Source organism: Metasolibacillus sp. FSL K6-0083 (assembly GCF_038630865.1).
Lineage (GTDB): Bacteria > Bacillota > Bacilli > Bacillales_A > Planococcaceae > Metasolibacillus > Metasolibacillus fluoroglycofenilyticus.
The window spans coordinates 1,632,567-1,652,856 of sequence record NZ_CP152046.1 but is presented as its reverse complement, the minus strand read 5'-3'; the positions used below and the strand labels follow the sequence as shown (position 1 = coordinate 1,652,856).

15 protein-coding genes are annotated in these 20,290 nt (G+C 36.6%); all 15 read left to right on the top strand.

The window, feature by feature from the left end; genetic code table 11:
* The first annotated feature begins 31 nt into the window (after positions 1-31).
* The 15 genes from MHB51_RS07860 to MHB51_RS07790 all read left to right on the top strand — a co-directional run bounded on the left by MHB51_RS07860 (position 32) and on the right by MHB51_RS07790 (position 20,283).
* Positions 32-1,417, top strand: a complete 1,386-nt coding sequence (locus MHB51_RS07860; protein WP_107942187.1) for a gluconate:H+ symporter — start codon at positions 32-34, stop codon at positions 1,415-1,417.
* A 250-nt stretch (positions 1,418-1,667) separates the two neighbouring features.
* Positions 1,668-2,570 carry a chemotaxis protein gene (locus tag MHB51_RS07855; protein WP_066169515.1) on the top strand — a complete coding sequence of 301 codons (903 nt, stop codon included), beginning with the start codon at positions 1,668-1,670 and terminating at the stop codon, positions 2,568-2,570.
* 472 nt (positions 2,571-3,042) lie between these two features.
* The gene (locus MHB51_RS07850; RefSeq protein ID WP_342559336.1) at positions 3,043-4,587 is read left to right on the top strand and encodes a Ppx/GppA family phosphatase; all 1,545 of its coding nucleotides are present in this window, start codon (positions 3,043-3,045) and stop codon (positions 4,585-4,587) included.
* 26 nt (positions 4,588-4,613) lie between these two features.
* Positions 4,614-6,758 carry an RNA degradosome polyphosphate kinase gene (locus MHB51_RS07845; RefSeq protein WP_154098236.1) on the top strand — a complete coding sequence of 715 codons (2,145 nt, stop codon included), beginning with the start codon at positions 4,614-4,616 and terminating at the stop codon, positions 6,756-6,758.
* Between the two features lie 42 nt (positions 6,759-6,800).
* Positions 6,801-8,444, top strand: a complete 1,644-nt coding sequence (locus MHB51_RS07840; RefSeq protein WP_066169524.1) for a bifunctional diguanylate cyclase/phosphodiesterase — start codon at positions 6,801-6,803, stop codon at positions 8,442-8,444.
* Positions 8,445-8,892: 448 nt separating this feature from the next.
* A complete protein-coding gene (fadH, locus tag MHB51_RS07835; protein ID WP_066169526.1) occupies positions 8,893-9,660 on the top strand; it encodes a 2,4-dienoyl-CoA reductase in 768 nt (255 codons plus the stop codon).
* Positions 9,661-9,750: 90 nt separating this feature from the next.
* Positions 9,751-9,993: a short-chain dehydrogenase gene (locus MHB51_RS07830; protein WP_066169527.1), complete on the top strand. Its 243-nt coding sequence runs from the start codon at positions 9,751-9,753 to the stop codon at positions 9,991-9,993.
* A 160-nt stretch (positions 9,994-10,153) separates the two neighbouring features.
* Positions 10,154-10,597, top strand: coding sequence for a cyclic-di-AMP-binding protein CbpB (gene cbpB / locus MHB51_RS07825; RefSeq protein ID WP_066169530.1), 444 nt, complete (start codon positions 10,154-10,156; stop codon positions 10,595-10,597).
* Positions 10,598-10,675: 78 nt separating this feature from the next.
* A complete protein-coding gene (locus MHB51_RS07820; protein WP_066169532.1) occupies positions 10,676-11,563 on the top strand; it encodes a LysR family transcriptional regulator in 888 nt (295 codons plus the stop codon).
* Positions 11,564-11,908: 345 nt separating this feature from the next.
* Entirely contained in the window at positions 11,909-12,220 is a 312-nt protein-coding gene (locus tag MHB51_RS07815; RefSeq protein WP_342559335.1) for a hypothetical protein, read from the top strand.
* Between the two features lie 109 nt (positions 12,221-12,329).
* Positions 12,330-14,801, top strand: a complete 2,472-nt coding sequence (locus MHB51_RS07810) for a hypothetical protein (protein ID WP_342559334.1) — start codon at positions 12,330-12,332, stop codon at positions 14,799-14,801.
* Positions 14,801-15,667: an ABC transporter ATP-binding protein gene (locus tag MHB51_RS07805; protein WP_342559333.1), complete on the top strand. Its 867-nt coding sequence runs from the start codon at positions 14,801-14,803 to the stop codon at positions 15,665-15,667. The genes MHB51_RS07810 and MHB51_RS07805 overlap by 1 nt, the downstream gene beginning before the upstream one ends.
* 439 nt (positions 15,668-16,106) lie before the next feature.
* The gene (locus tag MHB51_RS07800) at positions 16,107-18,506 is read left to right on the top strand and encodes a hypothetical protein (RefSeq protein ID WP_107942192.1); all 2,400 of its coding nucleotides are present in this window, start codon (positions 16,107-16,109) and stop codon (positions 18,504-18,506) included.
* Complete coding sequence (locus MHB51_RS07795; RefSeq protein WP_066169538.1) at positions 18,506-19,441, top strand: ABC transporter ATP-binding protein; 936 nt, start codon at positions 18,506-18,508, stop codon at positions 19,439-19,441. Before MHB51_RS07800 ends, MHB51_RS07795 begins: the two co-directional genes overlap by 1 nt.
* Positions 19,438-20,283 (top strand): ABC transporter permease, encoded by an 846-nt coding sequence (locus MHB51_RS07790; RefSeq protein WP_082799091.1) that lies wholly within the window; start codon positions 19,438-19,440, stop codon positions 20,281-20,283. Before MHB51_RS07795 ends, MHB51_RS07790 begins: the two co-directional genes overlap by 4 nt.
* Positions 20,284-20,290: the final 7 nt, after the last annotated feature.

Genomic DNA, 20,290 nt, shown 5'->3' with positions numbered 1-20,290 from the left:
ATGAAAACACTTACATTTAAGGGGGATTATGATGGACACAGTATCAGGTACTCAGTTAATGGCCGGGCTTTTACTCGGTGTTATCGCTTTAATTTTATTAGTATTAAAAACGAAAGTTCACGCATTTGTAGCGTTACTTATTGCAGCATCTATCGCAGGGATTGTAGGTGGAATGGCGCCAGCAGCTGTCGCAGATACAATTTCAGCAGGTTTTGGTAGTACGCTTGCCTCTGTCGGTATTATTATCGGTTTAGGTGTAATGATGGGACGAATACTTGAGGTTTCGGGCGCTGCTGAAACGCTAGCCTATGCTTTAATTCGCTTTGTTGGAAAAAAGAAAGAGGAATGGGCGATGGGAATTGCAGGGTTTATCGTATCAATTCCAATTTTCGTTGACTCAGCATTTATTATTTTAAATCCATTAGTAAAATCATTATCAAAGAAAACAGGAAAATCTGTTATTGCTATTGGTGTTGCACTGGCTTCAGGTCTTGTTATTACGCATTCACTTGTGCCGCCAACACCTGGACCACTTGGTGTTGCTGGAATCTTTGGCGTAGACATTGGGATTATGATTGGTCTCGGTTTATTATTCGGTATACCATTGATGATTGTCGGTATTCTTTATGCAAAATGGTTAGGCAATAAAATTTATCAATTACCAGATGAAACATCTGAAACAGGCTTTATTCGTCCAAAGGAAAAGGTTGGTTATTCTGAATTACTCGATGCAATAGATGAAAGGGAGCAAACAAAGGAACTACCTTCATTAATGTTATCCTTATTGCCTATTTTAGTTCCAATTATCTTAATATTCTTAAATACAACTTTGGCTGCGTTAGAATTAGTAGATGGCTTTTACGGTATTTTAATCTTTTTAGGTAAGCCAATTATCGCAGTTGCTATCGGTTTATTATTCGCAATATACGGCTTGGCGAGAAATCTTTCGCGCTCAGAAACGCTTGAGCGTATGGAGGAAGGCATTCAGTCGGCAGGTATTATTATTCTTGTCACAGGGGCAGGAGGGGCATTAGGCTTCGTATTACGTGAAAATGGTGCTGGTGACTATATTGCCAATTTAATTGCTGAATTACCATTGCCAGCATTTTTAATTCCGTTCTTCGTCGCTTCACTCGTTCGCCTTGTGCAAGGAAGTGGTACTGTGGCGATGATTACGGCTGCCTCTATTTCAGCACCGATTTTATCGCAAATGGATGTTAATATGGCACTGGCTGCTCAAGCAGCGGCGATGGGGGCATTAGTATTTTCATACTTTAATGATAGCCTTTTCTGGGTTGTAAACCGTATGTCAGGTATTACTAATGTGAGAGAGCAAATTTTAGTTTGGTCGGTTCCCACGACATTAATGTGGTTTACAGGTTTAATCGTTTTATTAATTGCTAATATGTTTATGTAATTTTGGAGTTGTCTGAAAGTAGCACGCTATTTTCAGACAACTCTTTATTCTTTTAATTTCTAAAAGAGCGAGTAAAGTAAAATTTTCAATTGTATTAGTAATAAGATTTACCCTTTCTAGATAGTTCAATTTAAGCATGCTTAAAAAAGTATAGTAATTGTAAAAATTAAAAACGGTGATATGACAAATAGCCTTGCTGTGATACAATTGGAGTATAAAAATAGGGGCTTTAAGAGAGGGGCGAGCGACCTTGGATCATAAAGGTATTTTATTAGAAAGTGGTACTAATGAATTAGAAATCGTTGAATTTGAAGTGGCCAATAATAAGTTTGGAATTAACGTTATTAAAGTGAAAGAAATCATTCAACCGATACCTGTCACATTTATTCCACATGCTCACGCGCATGTAGAAGGGATTATTCAACTGCGCGGTGAGGTGCTGCCTGTTGTCGATATGTTAAAGGTATTAGGGCTGAATCATTTACAACATGGTCCACAGCAAAAATATATCGTTGCGGAGTTTAATAAGCAGCGCGTCGTATTCCATGTGGACAATGTGACACAAATTCATCGCATTTCATGGAATCAAATTGAAAAGCCGTCCGATATGTATCAAGGTGGAGTTTCGCAAGTTATTGGTGTTATTAAGCATAATGATGAGATGATTCTACTGCTTGATTTTGAAAGAATTATGGTAGATATTAACCCAGATTCAGGTATAAGCGTGGAGGCAGTGAAAAAATTAGGTAAGCGCGAGCGTTCCGAAAAGAAAATTATTATTGCGGAGGACTCACCATTACTGCGTAAGCTCCTACATGATACGATGCATGAAGCTGGCTACGATAATATTGATTTTTTTGAAAATGGACAAGACGCTTTAAATTATTTAGAAGCGTTAGCTAGGGCTGGCGGAAATATCGCTGAACATGTACAGCTAGTCATTACAGATATTGAAATGCCACAGATGGATGGACATCATTTAACGAAGCGAATTAAAACACATCCTGATTTAAAGATATTACCTGTTATTATATTCTCTAGCTTAATTACAGATGATTTGCGACATAAAGGAGATCAGGTTGGTGCCGAGGATCAAATTTCAAAGCCAGAAATCGCAGAGCTAATTTTACGTGTAGATCAATTTATTTTGTAGTGAGCACCTATCATTGATACGTAAATGAAAAGTCGGATGCTTACATAAAGGTATTCCGACTTTTTTATCTTGATAAAGCGGTAATTTTACGGCAAGTAACCGTAGAAGCACATCATTTTGGTATATAAAGCAAGGCGAAAGGTACATAATTTCTAGTGGTTGTTTCAAACAACGAACTTCTCCTCAGTGTAGTGAAAAATGAGCTTACGCTTATTTTAAATTCAAAAATAGGCTGCTAAACCTAGTGTTTATCCCTTTTCAAAGAACCCTTTTGCAAGTGAATTCTTTGAAGCAGCACTACCGAAATTATCCAAAATGCAAGCTATCCCGGCTTTTTGGACATCTACATTAACAAAGACGTAGTAGATTCAAATGACGAATCAAAAATAATTGACGGATAAGTAGCTATTTCGCATAAAAAATGTTAAAGCATATGACGAATAATTTGAATAGATGAAAAGGAGCGAGATTTATGAAAGATATGCGAACAGCGATTATTGATATTGGTTCAAATACTGTCCGTCTCGTTATGTATCGTTATAGCAAGGATGAAGGTTTACGAGAATTCGGAAATATGAAAAAGGTTGCAAGACTGCGTACATATATTTTACCAAGTGGCGAAATGTCTGAGGAAGGCATTCAATTATTACAGGATTTATTGCAGTCATTTAAACAAATTTTAGAGGATTATAATATTAAGGACATTAAAATTGCGGCAACTGCTGCAGTGCGTCAGGCGACGAATAATACGGAAATTGTACAAAGAATGCAACAGCAGCTTGGAATGACGGTGGATGTTTTATCTGAGGAAGAGGAGGCATACTTTGGCTTTCTAGCTGTTGTTAATTCAATGTCTACACCATCAGCAGTAACAATCGATATAGGCGGTGGTTCTACAGAAATTACTTTATTTAAAAACAAAAAGCTACTTAAAACACATAGCTTTCCATTTGGAACAGTATCGCTCAAGCAAAACTATGTCAAAAACACAATTATTACGGAGGAAGAAAAGAAGCGATTGCGCAGTTTCCTACGTCAGCAATTTATGTCATTGCCATGGATTGTGGATGTGACTTTACCCATTATCGGAATCGGGGGAAGTAGCCGGAATATTGGACAGGTATATCAGCAAAAAATAGATTATCCGATTTCAGACGTACATCATTTTGAAATGACGAAGCAAAATATTGACACATTGAAATTGGAGCTTGGAAGTATGAGCTATGAGCAACTGAAAAACTTAGATGGCCTATCTGCAGATCGCGCGGATATTATTGTGCTTGCACTTGAAGCATTTGCCGCATTAATGGAAGTGGTGAACTCGAAGCATTTCCAAATAAGTAAAAAAGGCCTGCGTGAAGGCTTAATTATTAATCGAGTTGCAGGCAGTAATGTGACCGCCTTCGATAAATATAATGTATTTAATATTAATGCTCGCCGCATCGCCTTTGAGTATGGGCGCTCCGAAGAAGAAGTCATACTACTAAGTAATTTAGCAGAGCAATTATATCGAGAGGTCTGTCATTTAGAAGTGTTTCATTATAATGAAGCCCATTTGGAGCTTATTAAACGTGCCGCCAAGCTATATGCGATAGGCGAGTATATTGAGCTTGATTCAGCAAGCCAGCACACGTTTTACTTAATTGCCAATCAGGCTATACCAGGGATAACACAAATAGAGCGAATGAAAATAGCGTTATTAGCTTCTTATAAAAATAAAGAGTATTTTGAGCGCTTTGTACAGCCGTTTTCTAACTGGTTTTCCAAGGAAGAACAGAAGGATTTACGTGATTTCGGCGCAATTTTAAAGTTTGTTTATGGCTTGAATATTTCGAAAAGAAACGCGGCTAGCAGAGTGACACTTGAAAAAACAGATGAAGAAATCGTCTGTATCGTCACAACAAAGAGAAACGCTGTTGCAGAGGAATATCAAGCGAATAGACATAAAAAGCATCTTGAACGCTTATTTAAGTGCGATTTAAAAATTAAATTTGAAGTGGAAGGGTGGAACGAATAATGCCAGCAAATTTTAGTACAGAGCAAATGAATAATAATCATGAAAATGTAGATACTAACATATCGAACGAAGCTTTACTTGAAGAGATTAGTAAGCCTGAATATTATAATAATCGCGAGTTAAGTTGGCTAGCATTTAATGAACGTGTACTAGAAGAAGCAGAAGATATTACGAACCCACTACTTGAACGTTTAAAATTTTTAGCCATTTTTAGTTCTAACTTGGATGAGTTTTTTATGGTGCGTGTAGCAGGTCTGCAAGATCAAGTAAGAGCAGGTTTTCATAAGGCAGAGAATAAATCTGGTTTAACACCTAAAGAGCAATTAACAAAAATTGCCGAGCGCACACAGGCATTGGTTCGTCGTCAAATGGAAGTGTATCGCCACCTAATTGATGAGCTGCTGTCGAAAGAAAATGTTTTTATTCGCGATTTAAAGTTATTGACTAGTGAGCAAAAGAAATACATTCATGAGCTATTCGAAGAAACGATTTTCCCTGTACTGACACCAGTTGCAGTAGATGCTTATCGTCCTTTTCCAACTCTTTTAGGTCGTACACAAAACCTGCTTGTTATGCTAGAAAATAACAATGATACAGAGTTGGAGCATTTCGATAAAGTTGCCATCGTTCAAGTGCCATCTGTGTTAGAACGTGTTATTCAAGTACCTAGCAATAATGGTGAGACGGTGTATGTCTTGCTTGAAGATGTGATTATGAGCCAAATTGATAAGCTGTTCTATGGCTACAAAGTGAAATCCTCACAGGCTTTCCGTTTAACTCGTAATGCAGATTTAACGATTCACGAAGAAGGCGCACAAGACTTATTAGTGGAAATCGAAAAAGAGTTGAAGAAGCGCAAGTGGGGCGTTGGAAGCCGTCTAGAAGTTCGAGATGGTGAAATGGCCGACGATGTGCTTGAATATTTATTAGAGGAATTTGAAATCGAAGAATCTGACGTATTTAAAATTGACGGACCACTTGATTTAACATTTATGTTTTCCTTTGTTAAAGCTATTTCTGAGGGGCGCGAACATTTAATGTACGAAAGCTTTATTCCACAGCCACCACAAGATTTAAGCTCCGAGGAGAATTTATTCGAAAAGGCTCTAGTGCAAGATTTATTTTTCCATCATCCGTATGAATCATTTGTGCCGATTGTTGATTTTATTACAGAAGCAGCGAATGACCCATCCGTTCTAGCAATTAAACAAACATTGTATCGAGTAAGTGGAAACTCTCCAGTTATTCAAGCGTTGAAGCAGGCCGCAGAAAACGGCAAGCAGGTAACAGTTTTAGTAGAGTTAAAAGCTCGCTTTGATGAGGAAAATAATGTGCATTGGGCAAAGTTACTTGAGCAGGCAGGCTGCTTAGTTATTTATGGGATGAATAATTTAAAAACCCATTCTAAAATTACATTGGTTGTGCGCAGACGACTTGGGAAAATTGAGCGCTTTGTACATTTAGGAACAGGAAACTACAATGACGCAACAGCTAAAATTTATACGGATATGGGCATTATTACATCGCATAAAGAATTCGGTATTGATGCAACGAACTTCTTTAATTATTTAAGCGGTTATACGGAAAAGCCACAATTCCATCATTTAGTTGTATCGCCTTATGATATTCGAGATGAATTTATTAAGTTAATTGATGAGGAAATCCGTAGTCATAAAAAGTACGGCAATGGCTCTATAAAAGCGAAAATGAATTCATTAACAGATAAGGACTTAATGGTAAAGCTTTATGAGGCTTCAATAGTGGGAGTGAAAATTGAGTTAATTATTCGTGGTATTTGCTGCTTGCGTCCAGGAATAAAAGGTGTGAGCGAAAATATTTGCGTAACGAGTATTGTCGGACGCTTTTTAGAGCATTCACGCATTTTTTGGTTCCATCACAACGGGGAAAACAAACTATTTTTATCGTCTGCAGATATGATGACGCGCAATATGGTGAATCGTGTAGAAATTTTATTCCCAATTTATTCAATGGATATTAAACAACGCATTATGGATATTATGGACTTGCAATTAGAAGATAATCAAAAGGCGCGTATTCAAGATGCAAATGGCAAATATCATTATAAAGAAGGATATACGGGCGTAGAGCGCATTAACAGTCAGGAGCTATTTTTAAAAGAAGCGATTGGTACAGTCAAACTTGAGGAATAGGCAGACGCGAAATAACATTTGTCTGGAGGATTCGAGAACAACATGATGAAGCAGAATATGAGCAATTTGCTCGAAAGAATTATTCAACTAAATCCATTTGATGCAATTGTAGTTTTACAACACACTGAGCAACAATATGTTGTTCAGTGTGCGAATTGTAAAGCAGTCCATTTATTTAATTGTTCATTTAACGAGGGAATGGATGCCGAGCAGTTTTTTCATCAAATAAATTGGCCTGAAGTAAAGCAGTTCATTTTACAAAATGACCAAGAAATAAAAAGAATTAGAATTGATGATGCAGAAATAGCGGTTGTATTACAAACAATTATAGAGCAGGACGAGGAATACATTGTTGTTATTATGCGCTCTTTAGTTGCATCACCGATTATAGATGAACAAAGTTTGCATATTATGGGCTCAGCCTATTACGATGAATTAACAGAGCTTTACAATCGACGTGCACTAAATAAGCAATGGACAGATGAAGATAATTTCAAAAAAACATCGAATATTGCATTACTACTTGTGGATTTAGACCGCTTTAAAAAATTTAACGAATCTTTAGGCAAACAGCGCTCAGATCAATTATTATTTGAGGTTAGTGAGCGCTTTAAAGGCTTGCGTAGTGAGTATTGTGAAGTGTTTCGACATAACGGGGATGAGTTTGTAATCATTTTCCATTATGAAGAGTTAGATGAAGTAGAGACGATTGCATACAATATTTTACAAAGTTTGCAAGAGCCGTTTATTGTAGATAATCAAGAATATTTTATTACTGCTTCAGTAGGAATCTCCTTAGCGACAATTGAAGAAAGAGATTTAGATATATTGCTTCATCAAGCTGATCAAGCTTTGTTCTATATGAAAAATAATGGAAGAGGACATTATTGTTATTATAGTGAGGAATTAAATCATTATTTCCCTAACGAAGCTCTAATGGAAGCCCATTTACACAGAGCAATTGAATTAAACGAATTTACGATTTATTTTCAGCCACAAGTGAATTTAGAAACAAATAAAATTGATAGCTTTGAAGCACTTATCCGCTGGAAAAATAGAAAATTTGGTATGGTATCACCAGCTCAATTTATTCCAATTGCTGAATCTTCTGGTCTGATTATTAGTATTGGTGAGTGGGTTTTAGAACGCGTTTGCCGATATCAAAAAGAGTGGCGAGAGTGTGGCTTTAAACCGGTGCGCATCGCTGTTAATATTTCACCAAAGCAGTTCAAGCAAAAGGATTTTGTAAATCGCGTTGCAGCATTATTAACAGAGTATAATATTGAACCACGCTATTTAGAACTTGAAATTACGGAAAGCTCCATGTCAGATTTATATGAAACAACATCTATTTTACGTCGCTTAAAAGAGCTCGGTGTATATGTATCGGTTGATGACTTTGGTACAGGCTATTCATCGCTCAGCTATTTAAAGGAGTATCCAATCGATATTATCAAAATAGATCAGTCGTTTATTACAGATATTGAGAAGGATCAAAAAAATAAAGCGATTGTCGAAACAATTATTTTATTAGCCCAAAACCTAGGGCTAGAAGTGATTGCTGAAGGCGTAGAGGAAACTGCACAGGAGCAATTTTTAAGGGAAAGCAACTGTCAAAAAGTGCAGGGCTACTTGTACAACCGCCCATTACCAGCTGAGCAAATAGTGGAGCAATATTTTCACTAAACTGTTCAATTTAAAAGCAATAATAAAGCTAGGCAGACAAATTTCAAATGAGATAGGCCTAGCTTTAACTTCTTTCAACACATGTATTCTGCAACGAGATAAAATCAATTTCAATGTGTGTCCAAACACCCGCTATCAAAGAGGAACCAATCTAAGAACATCGCATACTAGCATAACGACTAAGTGAGCATAAGCTCCGGCGGATGTCACAGATTTTGAAGAAAGGCTGCGTGATGCAGGTCAGTTAACTGCTGACATATGTGGAGGTGGTCTTCCACCAATTTAGCTCAAAAAATCTGAGTAAGAGTTAGCTGAGGCATAATTGATAATTGCAGTATATTTTTGGATTTGCCCGTAGTAATATATAAGTAAGTGTAGCAAATAAATTTTTTGTTGCACAAAATATGAATGATAATTCATTCATTATCTATTACAAGGGGGCGTATGTATGTTACAGCATAAAACAATTATTATTACAGGTGGCTCTAGTGGGATGGGGCTAGCTATGGCAAAGCAATTTGTACAAGATGGGGCAAATGTCATTATTACAGGACGAGATGTAGAGCGCTTAACAAAGGCAAAGGAAGAAATAAAAAGCTTTGGCGACACTATCGAAATATTTCAAATGGATGTTCGCGAGCCGGAGCATGTGAAGGCAATGTTGTCCTTCTCAATTGAAAAATTTGGACAGGTAGATGGACTTGTTAATAATGCGGCGGGGAATTTTTTAGTGAGAGCTGAAAATTTATCACCAAATGGCTGGAAGGCAGTAATCGATATTGTATTAAATGGTACTTTTTATTGCTCCTCTGAACTAGGTCGCTACTGGATTGAAAATAATATTAAAGGCTCCATTCTAAATATGGTTGCAACGTACGCATGGGGAGCAGGTGCAGGGGTTATTCATTCCGCTGCTGCTAAAGCAGGTGTCTTATCGTTGACGCGCTCTCTAGCAGTTGAATGGGGGGGACAATATGGCATTCGCGTAAATGCCATTGCACCAGGACCAATTGAACGCACGGGTGGAGCTGATAAGCTTTGGGAATCAGAGGAGCAAGCACGACGTACAATTGAATCTGTACCATTAAAACGTCTTGGCACGCCAGAAGAAATTGCTAATTTAGCGACATTTATATTATCTGATAAAGCAGCGTATATGAACGGTGAATGTGTCACTTTAGATGGTGGCGCGTGGCTAAATCAATTTCCGTTTTAGGTGAGAATTAACACTTTAGACCTACTTTGAAAATTGAATAAATTTTAGCTGGATAAGCTCATACTAAATGAAACGAAAGGAGTGTTTCTGTTGGGCATGTGGCTTTATCCAGCTATTTTTGTCGGTGTACTCTTGCTTGCTTGGAGTTATTATGCAACGGTGCGTATTGCAAAAGAAACGGAAAGACAGTCTACTATTGAAGACACGCCAATAAATGAGGCAATAAAAGACCATCCATTTCTTTTAAATCCGATTATCGTTATGTATTTTATTATGAACTTGTTTCTAGGCATTATTATATTTTATTACTGGGCAACTACTGGCTCTTACTGAGGGGATGTCTGAAAAGCAACCTAACACGCTGCTTTTCAGACATCCTATTTTTACATGGCAACTTCTCCGACCTTCACATAGTCATAATGAAATAAAGTGTGATATGATAGTAGTAAGGGTGCGATTCTAGTGAAAGAACGCAAAAAGGAGTTATGATGTCATGATTTCAATTAATAATAAAGCTATACTTGAGATGCCAATTGCTGAATTAGTCATTCCGGCGGAAAAGGTTGCGCATGTTCAAAGTGGCAACAGTGCAGAGCATGCCCTGTTAGTTTTGACAAAAACAGGTTATTCATCGGTGCCGGTATTAGATGTGAAATACCGATTACAAGGTTTGCTTAGTACGAAGATGATTACAGAGGAAATTTTGGGACTAGAGCGTATTGAATATGATCGACTTGGGTCAATTCGAGTAGAGGATGTCATGGATCAAGACGTTGCCTATTTAAAAATAACGGATACATTTCGACGAGCATTAGATTTAGTAATTAATCATGCTTTTCTATGTGTAATAGAGGAAGATGGGACATTTGCCGGCATTATGACGCGCCGAGTTATTTTAAAGCAATTAAAAAAACATATCTATTCAAGTGAAATATAGGCAGAAATCGGGGGTGTCGGGAGAGAAAGTTTTCCTGACACCCCCTATAAGTCTACTTAAAGAATTAGGGGTGAAACGATGACCGCGACGGAGGCTGAAATTATTAAAATATTAGCGGAAGAGCGCAATATGAGAAAAGCGGCAGAGCGTTTATTTTTAACGCAGCCAGCACTATCTCAAAGACTACAGTCGATTGAAAAAGATTGGGGCATACAGCTATTTTTGCGTTCTCCAAAAGGCTTATCCCCGACACCGGCTGGTGAGCTTGTTATTCAATATGCGATTGATTCAATTGCGAAGCGAGAGGAAATTTTCGAAATGATTCAGGCACTAAATTCGAAAGTCCATGGTACGTTAAAAATCGCTTGTGCATCTATTGTAGGGCAAAATTGGCTACCGAAAGTGTTGAAGGATTTTGTCACTCAATATCCAGATGCGAAAATTTCGTTAATGACAGGTTGGAGCTCAGAAATTGTGAAGGCGCTTTATGAGGGCGAGGCACATGTTGGCATTGTACGTGGGCAAGTTGATTGGAAGGGCAAAAAACTGCATTTATTCCGAGACATGATGTATTTTGTGGATACTGAGATTACGAACTTAAAGGAAATTGAAACGACAGACCGCCCATTCATCCAATTTAAAAGTGACTCAAATTACTATCAGGAAATTCAGCAATGGTGGCAGCGACATTTTCATTCCAATCCCCGCCATCAAATTGTCGTCGACCAAATTGAAACATGCAAGCAAATGGTAATGAACGGTATTGGTTACGCAATATTGCCATCCATTACACTGAATGGCGCGGAGCATATGAACAAAATGCCGTTAACAAATACAGAAAACGATTTAGGGCTAACACGAGATACTTGGTTGATTGGCTATGAATCTTCCTTTGAGTTGCGTCAAGTAGCTGCATTTGTAGAAGTCGTGCAAGACCATGCAAGATGCTTATATGAATATAAGTGAGAGAGCGTCCAAAATGCCGTGCAATAGCTAGCATTTTGGACGCTTTTAATGATGTTTTGATAAAATGTACGGTTAGTTTTCTTTGAACAGCGGCACTTTTTAGGTCCAACGTAGCGATTCGCTCATAAACTATGAAAATTCGCTCGTAAAACACTTAAATTCGCTCACAAAATCTCAAGGGATTTCAGTGGAGTTTTGATAAAATATATGCCCATTAAAAATGTTTTTACATTGACAAAAAAGTATTTATATGGGAATATCGGGTTGTGGGAATTTTTGGCCAATATTCATCACTTTAATGGAAATTTTAAGTTTTGAAAATTATCAATGTATGGAGGAGAATTTATGAGAAAATTTAAAATGTTAAGTTTGAGTTTAATCACAGCCTTCACATTCAGCGTGCCTACAACACTTTTAAGCGTTCAAGCTTCTGAAAATTTAGAGCAGGAAATAGCGCCAGTAGCAGATACAATTTTCGTTTCAAGAACTCTAACAACATATACAAGAGCCCTATGGGTAACTGAGTCTAGAAATGGAAAAACATATTCAGGCTATATTTATTATAACGGTAAAATAGATATATATGGACGATATATTTTAGAGGGTTACATCTCTGCAGGTCCACATGCAGAACCATACGTTCTAGAATTTGATTAATTTATAAACGATTAAACTTTTAATATCCTCTTTAAGTATTCATTATTGTCAAACAATATAGCTTAAAGGGGATGTTTTATAAATAGCTAAAAAATCTGGGGGGGAATAAATGAAAGCTGTGGTCCATTTTATTATGAAGGGAATCATGAAAAGCAAATATACTTTATTTCTACCAATCATAATCATTGTATTAATCATTTCTTTATTCATCATTAATCAGACTCAATCAGGAACAACTCAGCGAGAGCTAGAAGAAACCTTTCAAAATCGAAAAATCACTGTGGATTTTTTAATTGGGAGGGCGCTTGGCAAAGAAAGGCATGTTGGCTTAACAGCGGAGCAGCGACAATCACTAGCGAGTTTGCTAATACAGGAGGAGCACTTAAAGGAAATTTCAAACAAGCTTAAGGAAAATGATTTAGAAATTGCTTCAGCACATCTAGCCTATATAAATGAATATGAAAAGTATATTCATCTTGATTCCATTCCTTACAATAATAAAAATTTATTAGAAATTGAACAACGGAAGGCAGAAAAATTGATAGAACATGGTTTGCCTTACACGGAGCAAATGACACCATTTAACACAGCATTGTTTACAAAACAGCTATTCCAACTATTATTCAGCCCTGTGACAGCCTTATTATTTCTGCTCATTTTTTGCTATAAATATTTGTTTGATAGGGAGAATCGATTATTCGATTTTTTTAAAATGAATTCTTTATCTTCTACAGTAGCACATTATAGTTACTTAATTCCTTTTTTACTAGCTATGATTATGTACATAGTGGTAGCAGGTGCTTTATCATTATTGCCACCACTCATCATGGGCAATATAAATACGCTTTATTACCCAATTGAAGTAGCTGTTGGGACTTCTATCATCATGGTACCTGTATGGAAGTGGTTAGTTTTCCTTCCGATTAGCTGGAGTTTTTTTGTTGTATTATTATTAATTTTGGCAATTTGTTTACTAAAACAGCGTGTTTCTTTAGGCATGACCTTAGCGTTTATAAGTATGCTACTGATTATCGGCTATGTTACTTCACTACATTATGGTTTTTATATGATTAACCCAATTCACTTACTAATCTCATATGAAGCAAATTTATTGACTACCCATCGTTATATTAGCTATTTAATAGGGATGTTTATCTTACTTATCTTAAGTTTTATTATTTCTTATCCAGTTATGAAATCGCAATGGATTCGTTTCAAAATAGCTGCTTTTTATATGAACAAAAAACAATACCACTTCCAAAATAGGTGGAAGCTTATTCAATTTGAACATTTGAAAAAGAAACGTAAAGGGCATATTCTATTAACACTCATCCTGTTATTAGGTATTATGGGTGGTACTGTCGTTGTAGTGAATCAGCAATTTCAAGCAATTCCTATAAAGGCATTGAGCACAATTGAAGGTTTCCAAAACTTCTTAATCGAACTTCGTACAAGTTGGGAAATATCTGAAGAGGATTTTGAATTGGAAAAGGAAATGCAACTGCAATCAGGTGAAGAAATAGAAGCTTTAGAGAAAAATCCTTATACTGCTATCGTTAATGATTTGAGTGATAGCTACAATATGTTGGAAAATTTAAAAAACGAGATTGATTCTCATGATTTCCCTGAAAAATTTAGGGCAGCATTGAAGTCATTAGATGCACCAACATATAAAGAAATAGATGGTGCATTATGGACTGTAACTGTGATGGCATCTGAAGAACAGCAAAATATTTTAGATGAAAAAGGAATAACAGCATGGCCACTTGGGCATCAATGGATTTCTAATTTTAATACTCCAAGCAATGCAACTAGTAGTGACCAGTATAAAGCCTTGCATCTCTTGGAGGAGAGAAATACAAAATACGGAAATAGTAGCTTATTTTCCATCTATAAATATTTAGATTGGAACATCATGCTATTCGTGTTAGCCATTTTCGTGCTATTGCTATGGACAGCAATGTCTGATGAAAGGCAATGGAATCTGTCAATTAATTTTTTAACTACGAAGCCGATTCGCTACAAATACATTTATATGACGAAATGGTTGTATAATATTGTAATTGCTTATAGCTTGTTATTGATAAGTGGTGCTTGTATCTTCTTCCTAAGCACTATGATTGGTGGTTTAGGTGAATATGAATATCCTATTTTAGTCTATGCAACGGATAAAATCCACGATAATTATTTTTATTCAATAATAGATGACACCTCTTTTTACTTTGAAAATTTATCCACATTAATTTTGAGAAGTGGTTTGTTAATTGTTGCGCAAATTTTCTTTTTAAATAGCTTGTTTAGCTTGATTGGAAAATGGATGAAAAACCATTATGCCACAATTATTATGACAATAATTGTAGTAGTTATAGGTTATTTTTTGGCAAACCATTATATTGCTATGAACGGTATGCACATCAATCCGTTCGTTTATTTCGATACATGGAATATTGTGGATGGTTGGAAATCTATTTTGGCAAATGATACAAAAGTGAATTACCTTAATGGGAGTATTATTTTGCTGATTGGCGGAAGCATACTGTTTTGTATAGGACTTCTATCTAGCAGGAAGGGGGCATTATAATGGTATTACAAGTCAATGAACTGAGAAAAAAGTATAAAAATAAAACTGTCCTACAAAATATCTCCTTTTTTATCAATGCAGGAGAAATTATCGGTCTCGTTGGGCCGAATGGAGCAGGGAAAACTACTTTAATGCGTTCTATACTTGCATTAGAGGATATTGAAAATGGCAAAATTACGGTGAAAGATATCCCTAATACTCAGCCTGATTTTTTTAAATATGTTTCTTTTTTACCGAGTGATAATTACTTATATATGCACCTAACTGGCTATGACCATTTATCTTTTGTAGCAAATATTTATAATTTAGCGCAAAAGGAAATAAATGAGGTCATTGATTTAATCGGTATGCGTTCCTATGTCAATCAGCCTGTGAAATCATACTCCTACGGAATGAGACAGCATCTATTCATTGCTTTAAGCATATTAACGAAGCCACTTATTATTTTAATGGATGAGCCATTTAACGGGCTTGATCCAACGAGTATTATTGAGTTAAAACAATTAATTCGCACATTACATTCACAAGGAATAAGTATTTTTATATCAACACACAATTTGGATATATTAGAGGATTTAACAAATACAATTTGGTTTATTAAAGATGGGGAATTGTTTACAAAGGATATTATATCAAGCATAGATGCACGGTATGAAATTGAATTTTCATATAATCACAGCATAGAGCAACTGCTAAAAAATATTCAACTTCCTTTTCAAATGAATGGCAATTTTCTACTTACAGACCCAGCATATAATATGGAGAAATATCTTGAATGGCTATTAAAAAATGGTGTACAAATTAAATCAGTCAATCGTAGTAAACAAAATTTAGAAGATGTCTATAGGTATTTTTACGATGTGTAATTCTGACATTTTCGACGCTTTTAATGATGTTTTGATAAAATATGCGGTTAGTTTTCTTTGAACAGCGGCACTTTTTAGGTCCAACGTAGCGATTCGCTCATAAACTATGAAAATTCGCTCGTAAAACACTTAAATTTGCTCATAGAACTTCAAAACTTGTTCGGAAGCTGAATCAACACTTCTCGTAGCGTCCCAAAAGGCTTTCAGTAGCCGCCTTTTGGGACGTTTTTCATGATATTTTTTTGTGCTTCTACTTTTCCTCATGTAACAAAGTACTTCACAGTTCGTCTAATAATATAAATACCAACTCGTTATTTTCATTATGAAAATGAAGCTTTTCTTAAGAATTTCTGAAAATTTCATAATAATTGGAACTAATGGGGTTTAAAAACGTATAATTATTGATAGTAACCAATGAATATGAAGAGGGGTTGAGCTTTTGAGACGTGTAAAAATAGCGGCATACATACTCGTAGTGATGCTGATGGTTAGCTTGTTTTTACCAGCTGGACAAGCTAGCGCGGCACCAGCTTTAGAGGTGGATGCGAAGGCAGGCATTAACGGTAAGGCGAAGCATATGCAGCCTGCACCTTTATATGTAACAGTTAAAAATACTGGAGATGATTTCAATGGGGATATGGTTGTCAATGCGTCGTATTCCTATGAAGCAGCCTCAGCCCTTGTTATCCCTATTTCGATAGCAAGTGGTGAGGAAAAAACATTTGAATTATATTTGAATGGCTTATCAGATTATAGTTATTCAGAGGAAGAAATATTCACCTTTTTTGAAGGCGGGATTGAAAAGGATAAGAAAATAAAATATAAAGGGACAAAGCGACTACAAACGAATTTTTTAGACCCGATGTCGACATTTGTTTTTACTGTAACGGATAGCAGTGATCGCTTAAGTGAATATTTAAAACTATCGCAATTTTCACCAAACTATCAAACGGAAGTAATACATTTGAATCAAATCAAAGGGTATACATTGCCTGAGGATGCATTGGGCTTAGCGATGGCTAATATTATTGTCTTGGATGAAGTGTCCGTTGCAGATTTATCACAAAAGCAGCAGCAAGCATTGTTGAAATGGGTGCAGGATGGCGGCACACTTGTGATTGGTGCGATGGAGCAAATAAATACGGCTGCAGGCATTTTTCAAGATTATTTGCCATTAACATTATCGAATGAAATGCTGACGGTTTCGGCAGAGACATTGTCAACATTATCAAATGGTGGAACTTTTACAGATTCAATTCAAGCATATGCAAATACTCTAAATAATGATAGTACTGCTGTGCTTGCGGATGAAGGAACAGTTTTAGCTGCTAGGAAAAAAGTCGGTAGTGGTGAAGTAATTCAAACAGCATTTTCATTAGGAGACCAACCGCTTGCATCGATGGATGGTTACGCAGCATTAACAGCGAAAATGTTAAACATTCAGAAGTTTTCTAATTATAATTCGGGAATGTATTATCAATCACCATTTGAACAAATTATGTATGACTTACGCTCAGTGAATGAATTATTCCCATCATTTGAGGTTTCAATGGGCTTCACATTGATTGTCATTGTTATTTATATTATTTTAATTGGGCCTATTCTTTACTTTATTTTAAGAAAATTAGATAAGCGTGAACATGCTTGGTGGGTTATTCCTGTCATATCTGTTGTTGTGTCAATTGCGCTCTTCATTATAGGGGCACAGGGACGTATTATGCAGCCGCAAGTACAGCAATCTGCCGTTTATAAAGTAAACGAGGATAATAGTTTAAATGGTTACTATATCGAATCCATCTTAACAAATCGTAGCGGTGATTTTGTCGTCAATGCAAATAATAATACAACGGCAATTGCTATGCGCAATTATGGTGGTGGCTTTGCAGGTGGTCGTTCAGGTAATTTATATGAAAACTCGTATATTAAGGAACACGCAGATGGTACGACGTTAACAATGCGCAATTTAAGCTATTGGTCTGTACAATCATTTATGGGTACAACAACTGCGCAAGATGTTGGGAAAATGGATATTGATTTAACTTTAAAAAATGAAAAAATTACAGGGACAATTAAAAATAACTTCCCATTTGATTTAAAGGATGTCATGCTACATTCGGGCTTAAAGGTAGTAAATTTAGGTGATATTGAAGCGAATGGTACGCTTACTGTCGACAAAGATGTGAAATTAACAACATTGCAAAAGCCGACCTACTACAACCGATATAATTATACTTATCCAACAGCGAAAGAGGATATAGACCCTATTCGAATTGAGCGTTTACAAGCGATGACAAGTACTGTAACTGAACAAGAGGAGCAACCAATCATTAGCGCATGGGCAGAGCAAGCACTTGTAGGTGTTGAGCTTGAGACTGGTGCTAATATGTCGACGATTTCTTATTTCGTACAGCCCTTTGAAGGTAAAGTAGAGTTATCAGGACCATTTACAATAAAGCAAAGTAACTTAAATTATGAGCTACTTCCTCTAGCGGTAAATGGCTATTACGAGCTATATGATAAACAAGTGAATAAATGGTATTTATCTGATGGTACGTATGAATTAATCGTTTCATTGCCACATAATTTTATGCAGCATATTGAGCGACTAGATGAAATTCATATTGCTAATAAAGATACGATTAATATGAAGCTAACGGTTTGGAATAACAGCACAAATGCCTATGAGCCTTTGGAAGAAGCGCGCACGGCAATAACAGCCAATGCTGACGATTACATTAATGAATTTGGTGAAATTCGTTTAGAGCTTGCATTTTCAACAAATCAGGGGGCACTTGAAACGACATTACCGAATGTTGAGCTGAAAGGAGTGGCGAAATAATGATTGAAATTCAAAATTTGACGAAAAAATACGGCTCCTTTATCGCTTTAGATCAATTAAATTTGTCATTAGCAGAGGGAACCGTGTTCGGTTTTGTAGGCGCAAATGGCGCAGGTAAATCAACAACCTTCTCCATTTTAGCAACATTGCTTTCACCGACTTCGGGAGATGCTATTATTAATGGAAAGAGCGTCGTAAAGGAGCCGAAGGAGGTGCGTAAGCAAATTGGCTATATGCCAGACTTTTTTGGTGTATATGACCAGTTAAAGGTAGATGAATATTTAGACTTTTATGGTGCAAGCTACGGCATTCAAGTAGCGGAGCGCGCGCTGTTAATTCCACAGCTATTAGAGCTAGTCAATTTAACGAGCAAACGCTATGAATATGTTGACTTATTATCGCGTGGTATGAAGCAGCGATTATGTTTAGCAAGAGCCTTAATTCATGACCCTAAGGTGCTTATTTTAGATGAACCGGCATCTGGACTAGACCCACGTGCAAGAGTGGAAATGCGTGATATTTTGCGCAATTTAAAAACGATGGGGAAGACAATTTTAATTTCCTCGCATATCTTACCTGAGCTGGCGGAAATGTGTGATGAAATCGGTGTAATTGATAATGGGAAGCTGATTGCACATGGAAATGTAGCGACAATTCAAGCGCAGCTACAGGGTGAAAAGCGCATTGTGGTAAAAGTGACGGACCGTTTAAATGAAGTGCGTGCTTTTTTAGAGGAAGACCCGCAAATATCTACAATTGATATTATTGAAAGTAAGCTGGAACTTGAATTTAATTACCGCGGAACGGATGCGGAGCAGGTAGCATTGCTAAAGAAGGCAATTTTAGCGGATTTACCGATTTATGCTTTAACGGAAGAAGAAAAAGACTTGGAGGATGTCTTCATGGCAATTACGAAAGGGGCGGATGCAGAGTGATGGAACGCTTATATAATCCAGTATTTGTAAAGGAGCTGAAGTTGCGCTTCCGTTCCTTTAAAAGCTTCTCAGGTTTAATGTTTTATTTGGCAGTATTAGTGATTTTTATTGCAGGCTTCCTATTAATTACAACAGGCTTTACAGGCAAGGGCTTCTTCAGACCTGATACGAGCTTTGCGATGTTTGCCGTGCTAACAATTATTCAAATGGCACTTGTTTTATTTATTACACCGAGCTTAACAGCAGGTGCAATTAGCAGTGAACGAGAAAAGCAAACATTAAATATTTTATTAACGACAACACAAAGCTCCACGCAAATTGTAGTAGGTAAATTATTATCATCAGTGTCGTTTCTTGTATTAATGCTTATTGCAGGCTTGCCTTTATATAGCTTAGTTTTCTTATTTGGTGGTGTCTCGCCATCGCAAATTGCATCTATCTTTTTATTTTATTTATTAACAGTTATAGCAGTTGGTAGTATCGGCGTGATGTTTTCGACAATTACGAAAAAAACAATTGTCGCGATGATTGCTACATATGGCTCCATTATTTTTTTAGGAGGCATAACAGCATTTTTCTTCTTCGTCACGATTGCGTTTAGTCAAATGATGGTCCCGACAGGCACATCGAGCTCCTTTATGGCTTATTTATGGGCAGCAATTAATCCGGGTGCTTTAATACTAACATTAATTGAGCCAGAAATGGGCAGACAATTAGCGGAGTTGTCAGGCATTAAGCTACCTGTTTGGGTAACGTATTTAATTTTTTATAGTGTGATTATTTTATTTACTTTAACGGTTGCAATCAAAAAATTGCGTGCCAATATGAAGAGCAATCGATAAGGAGGAA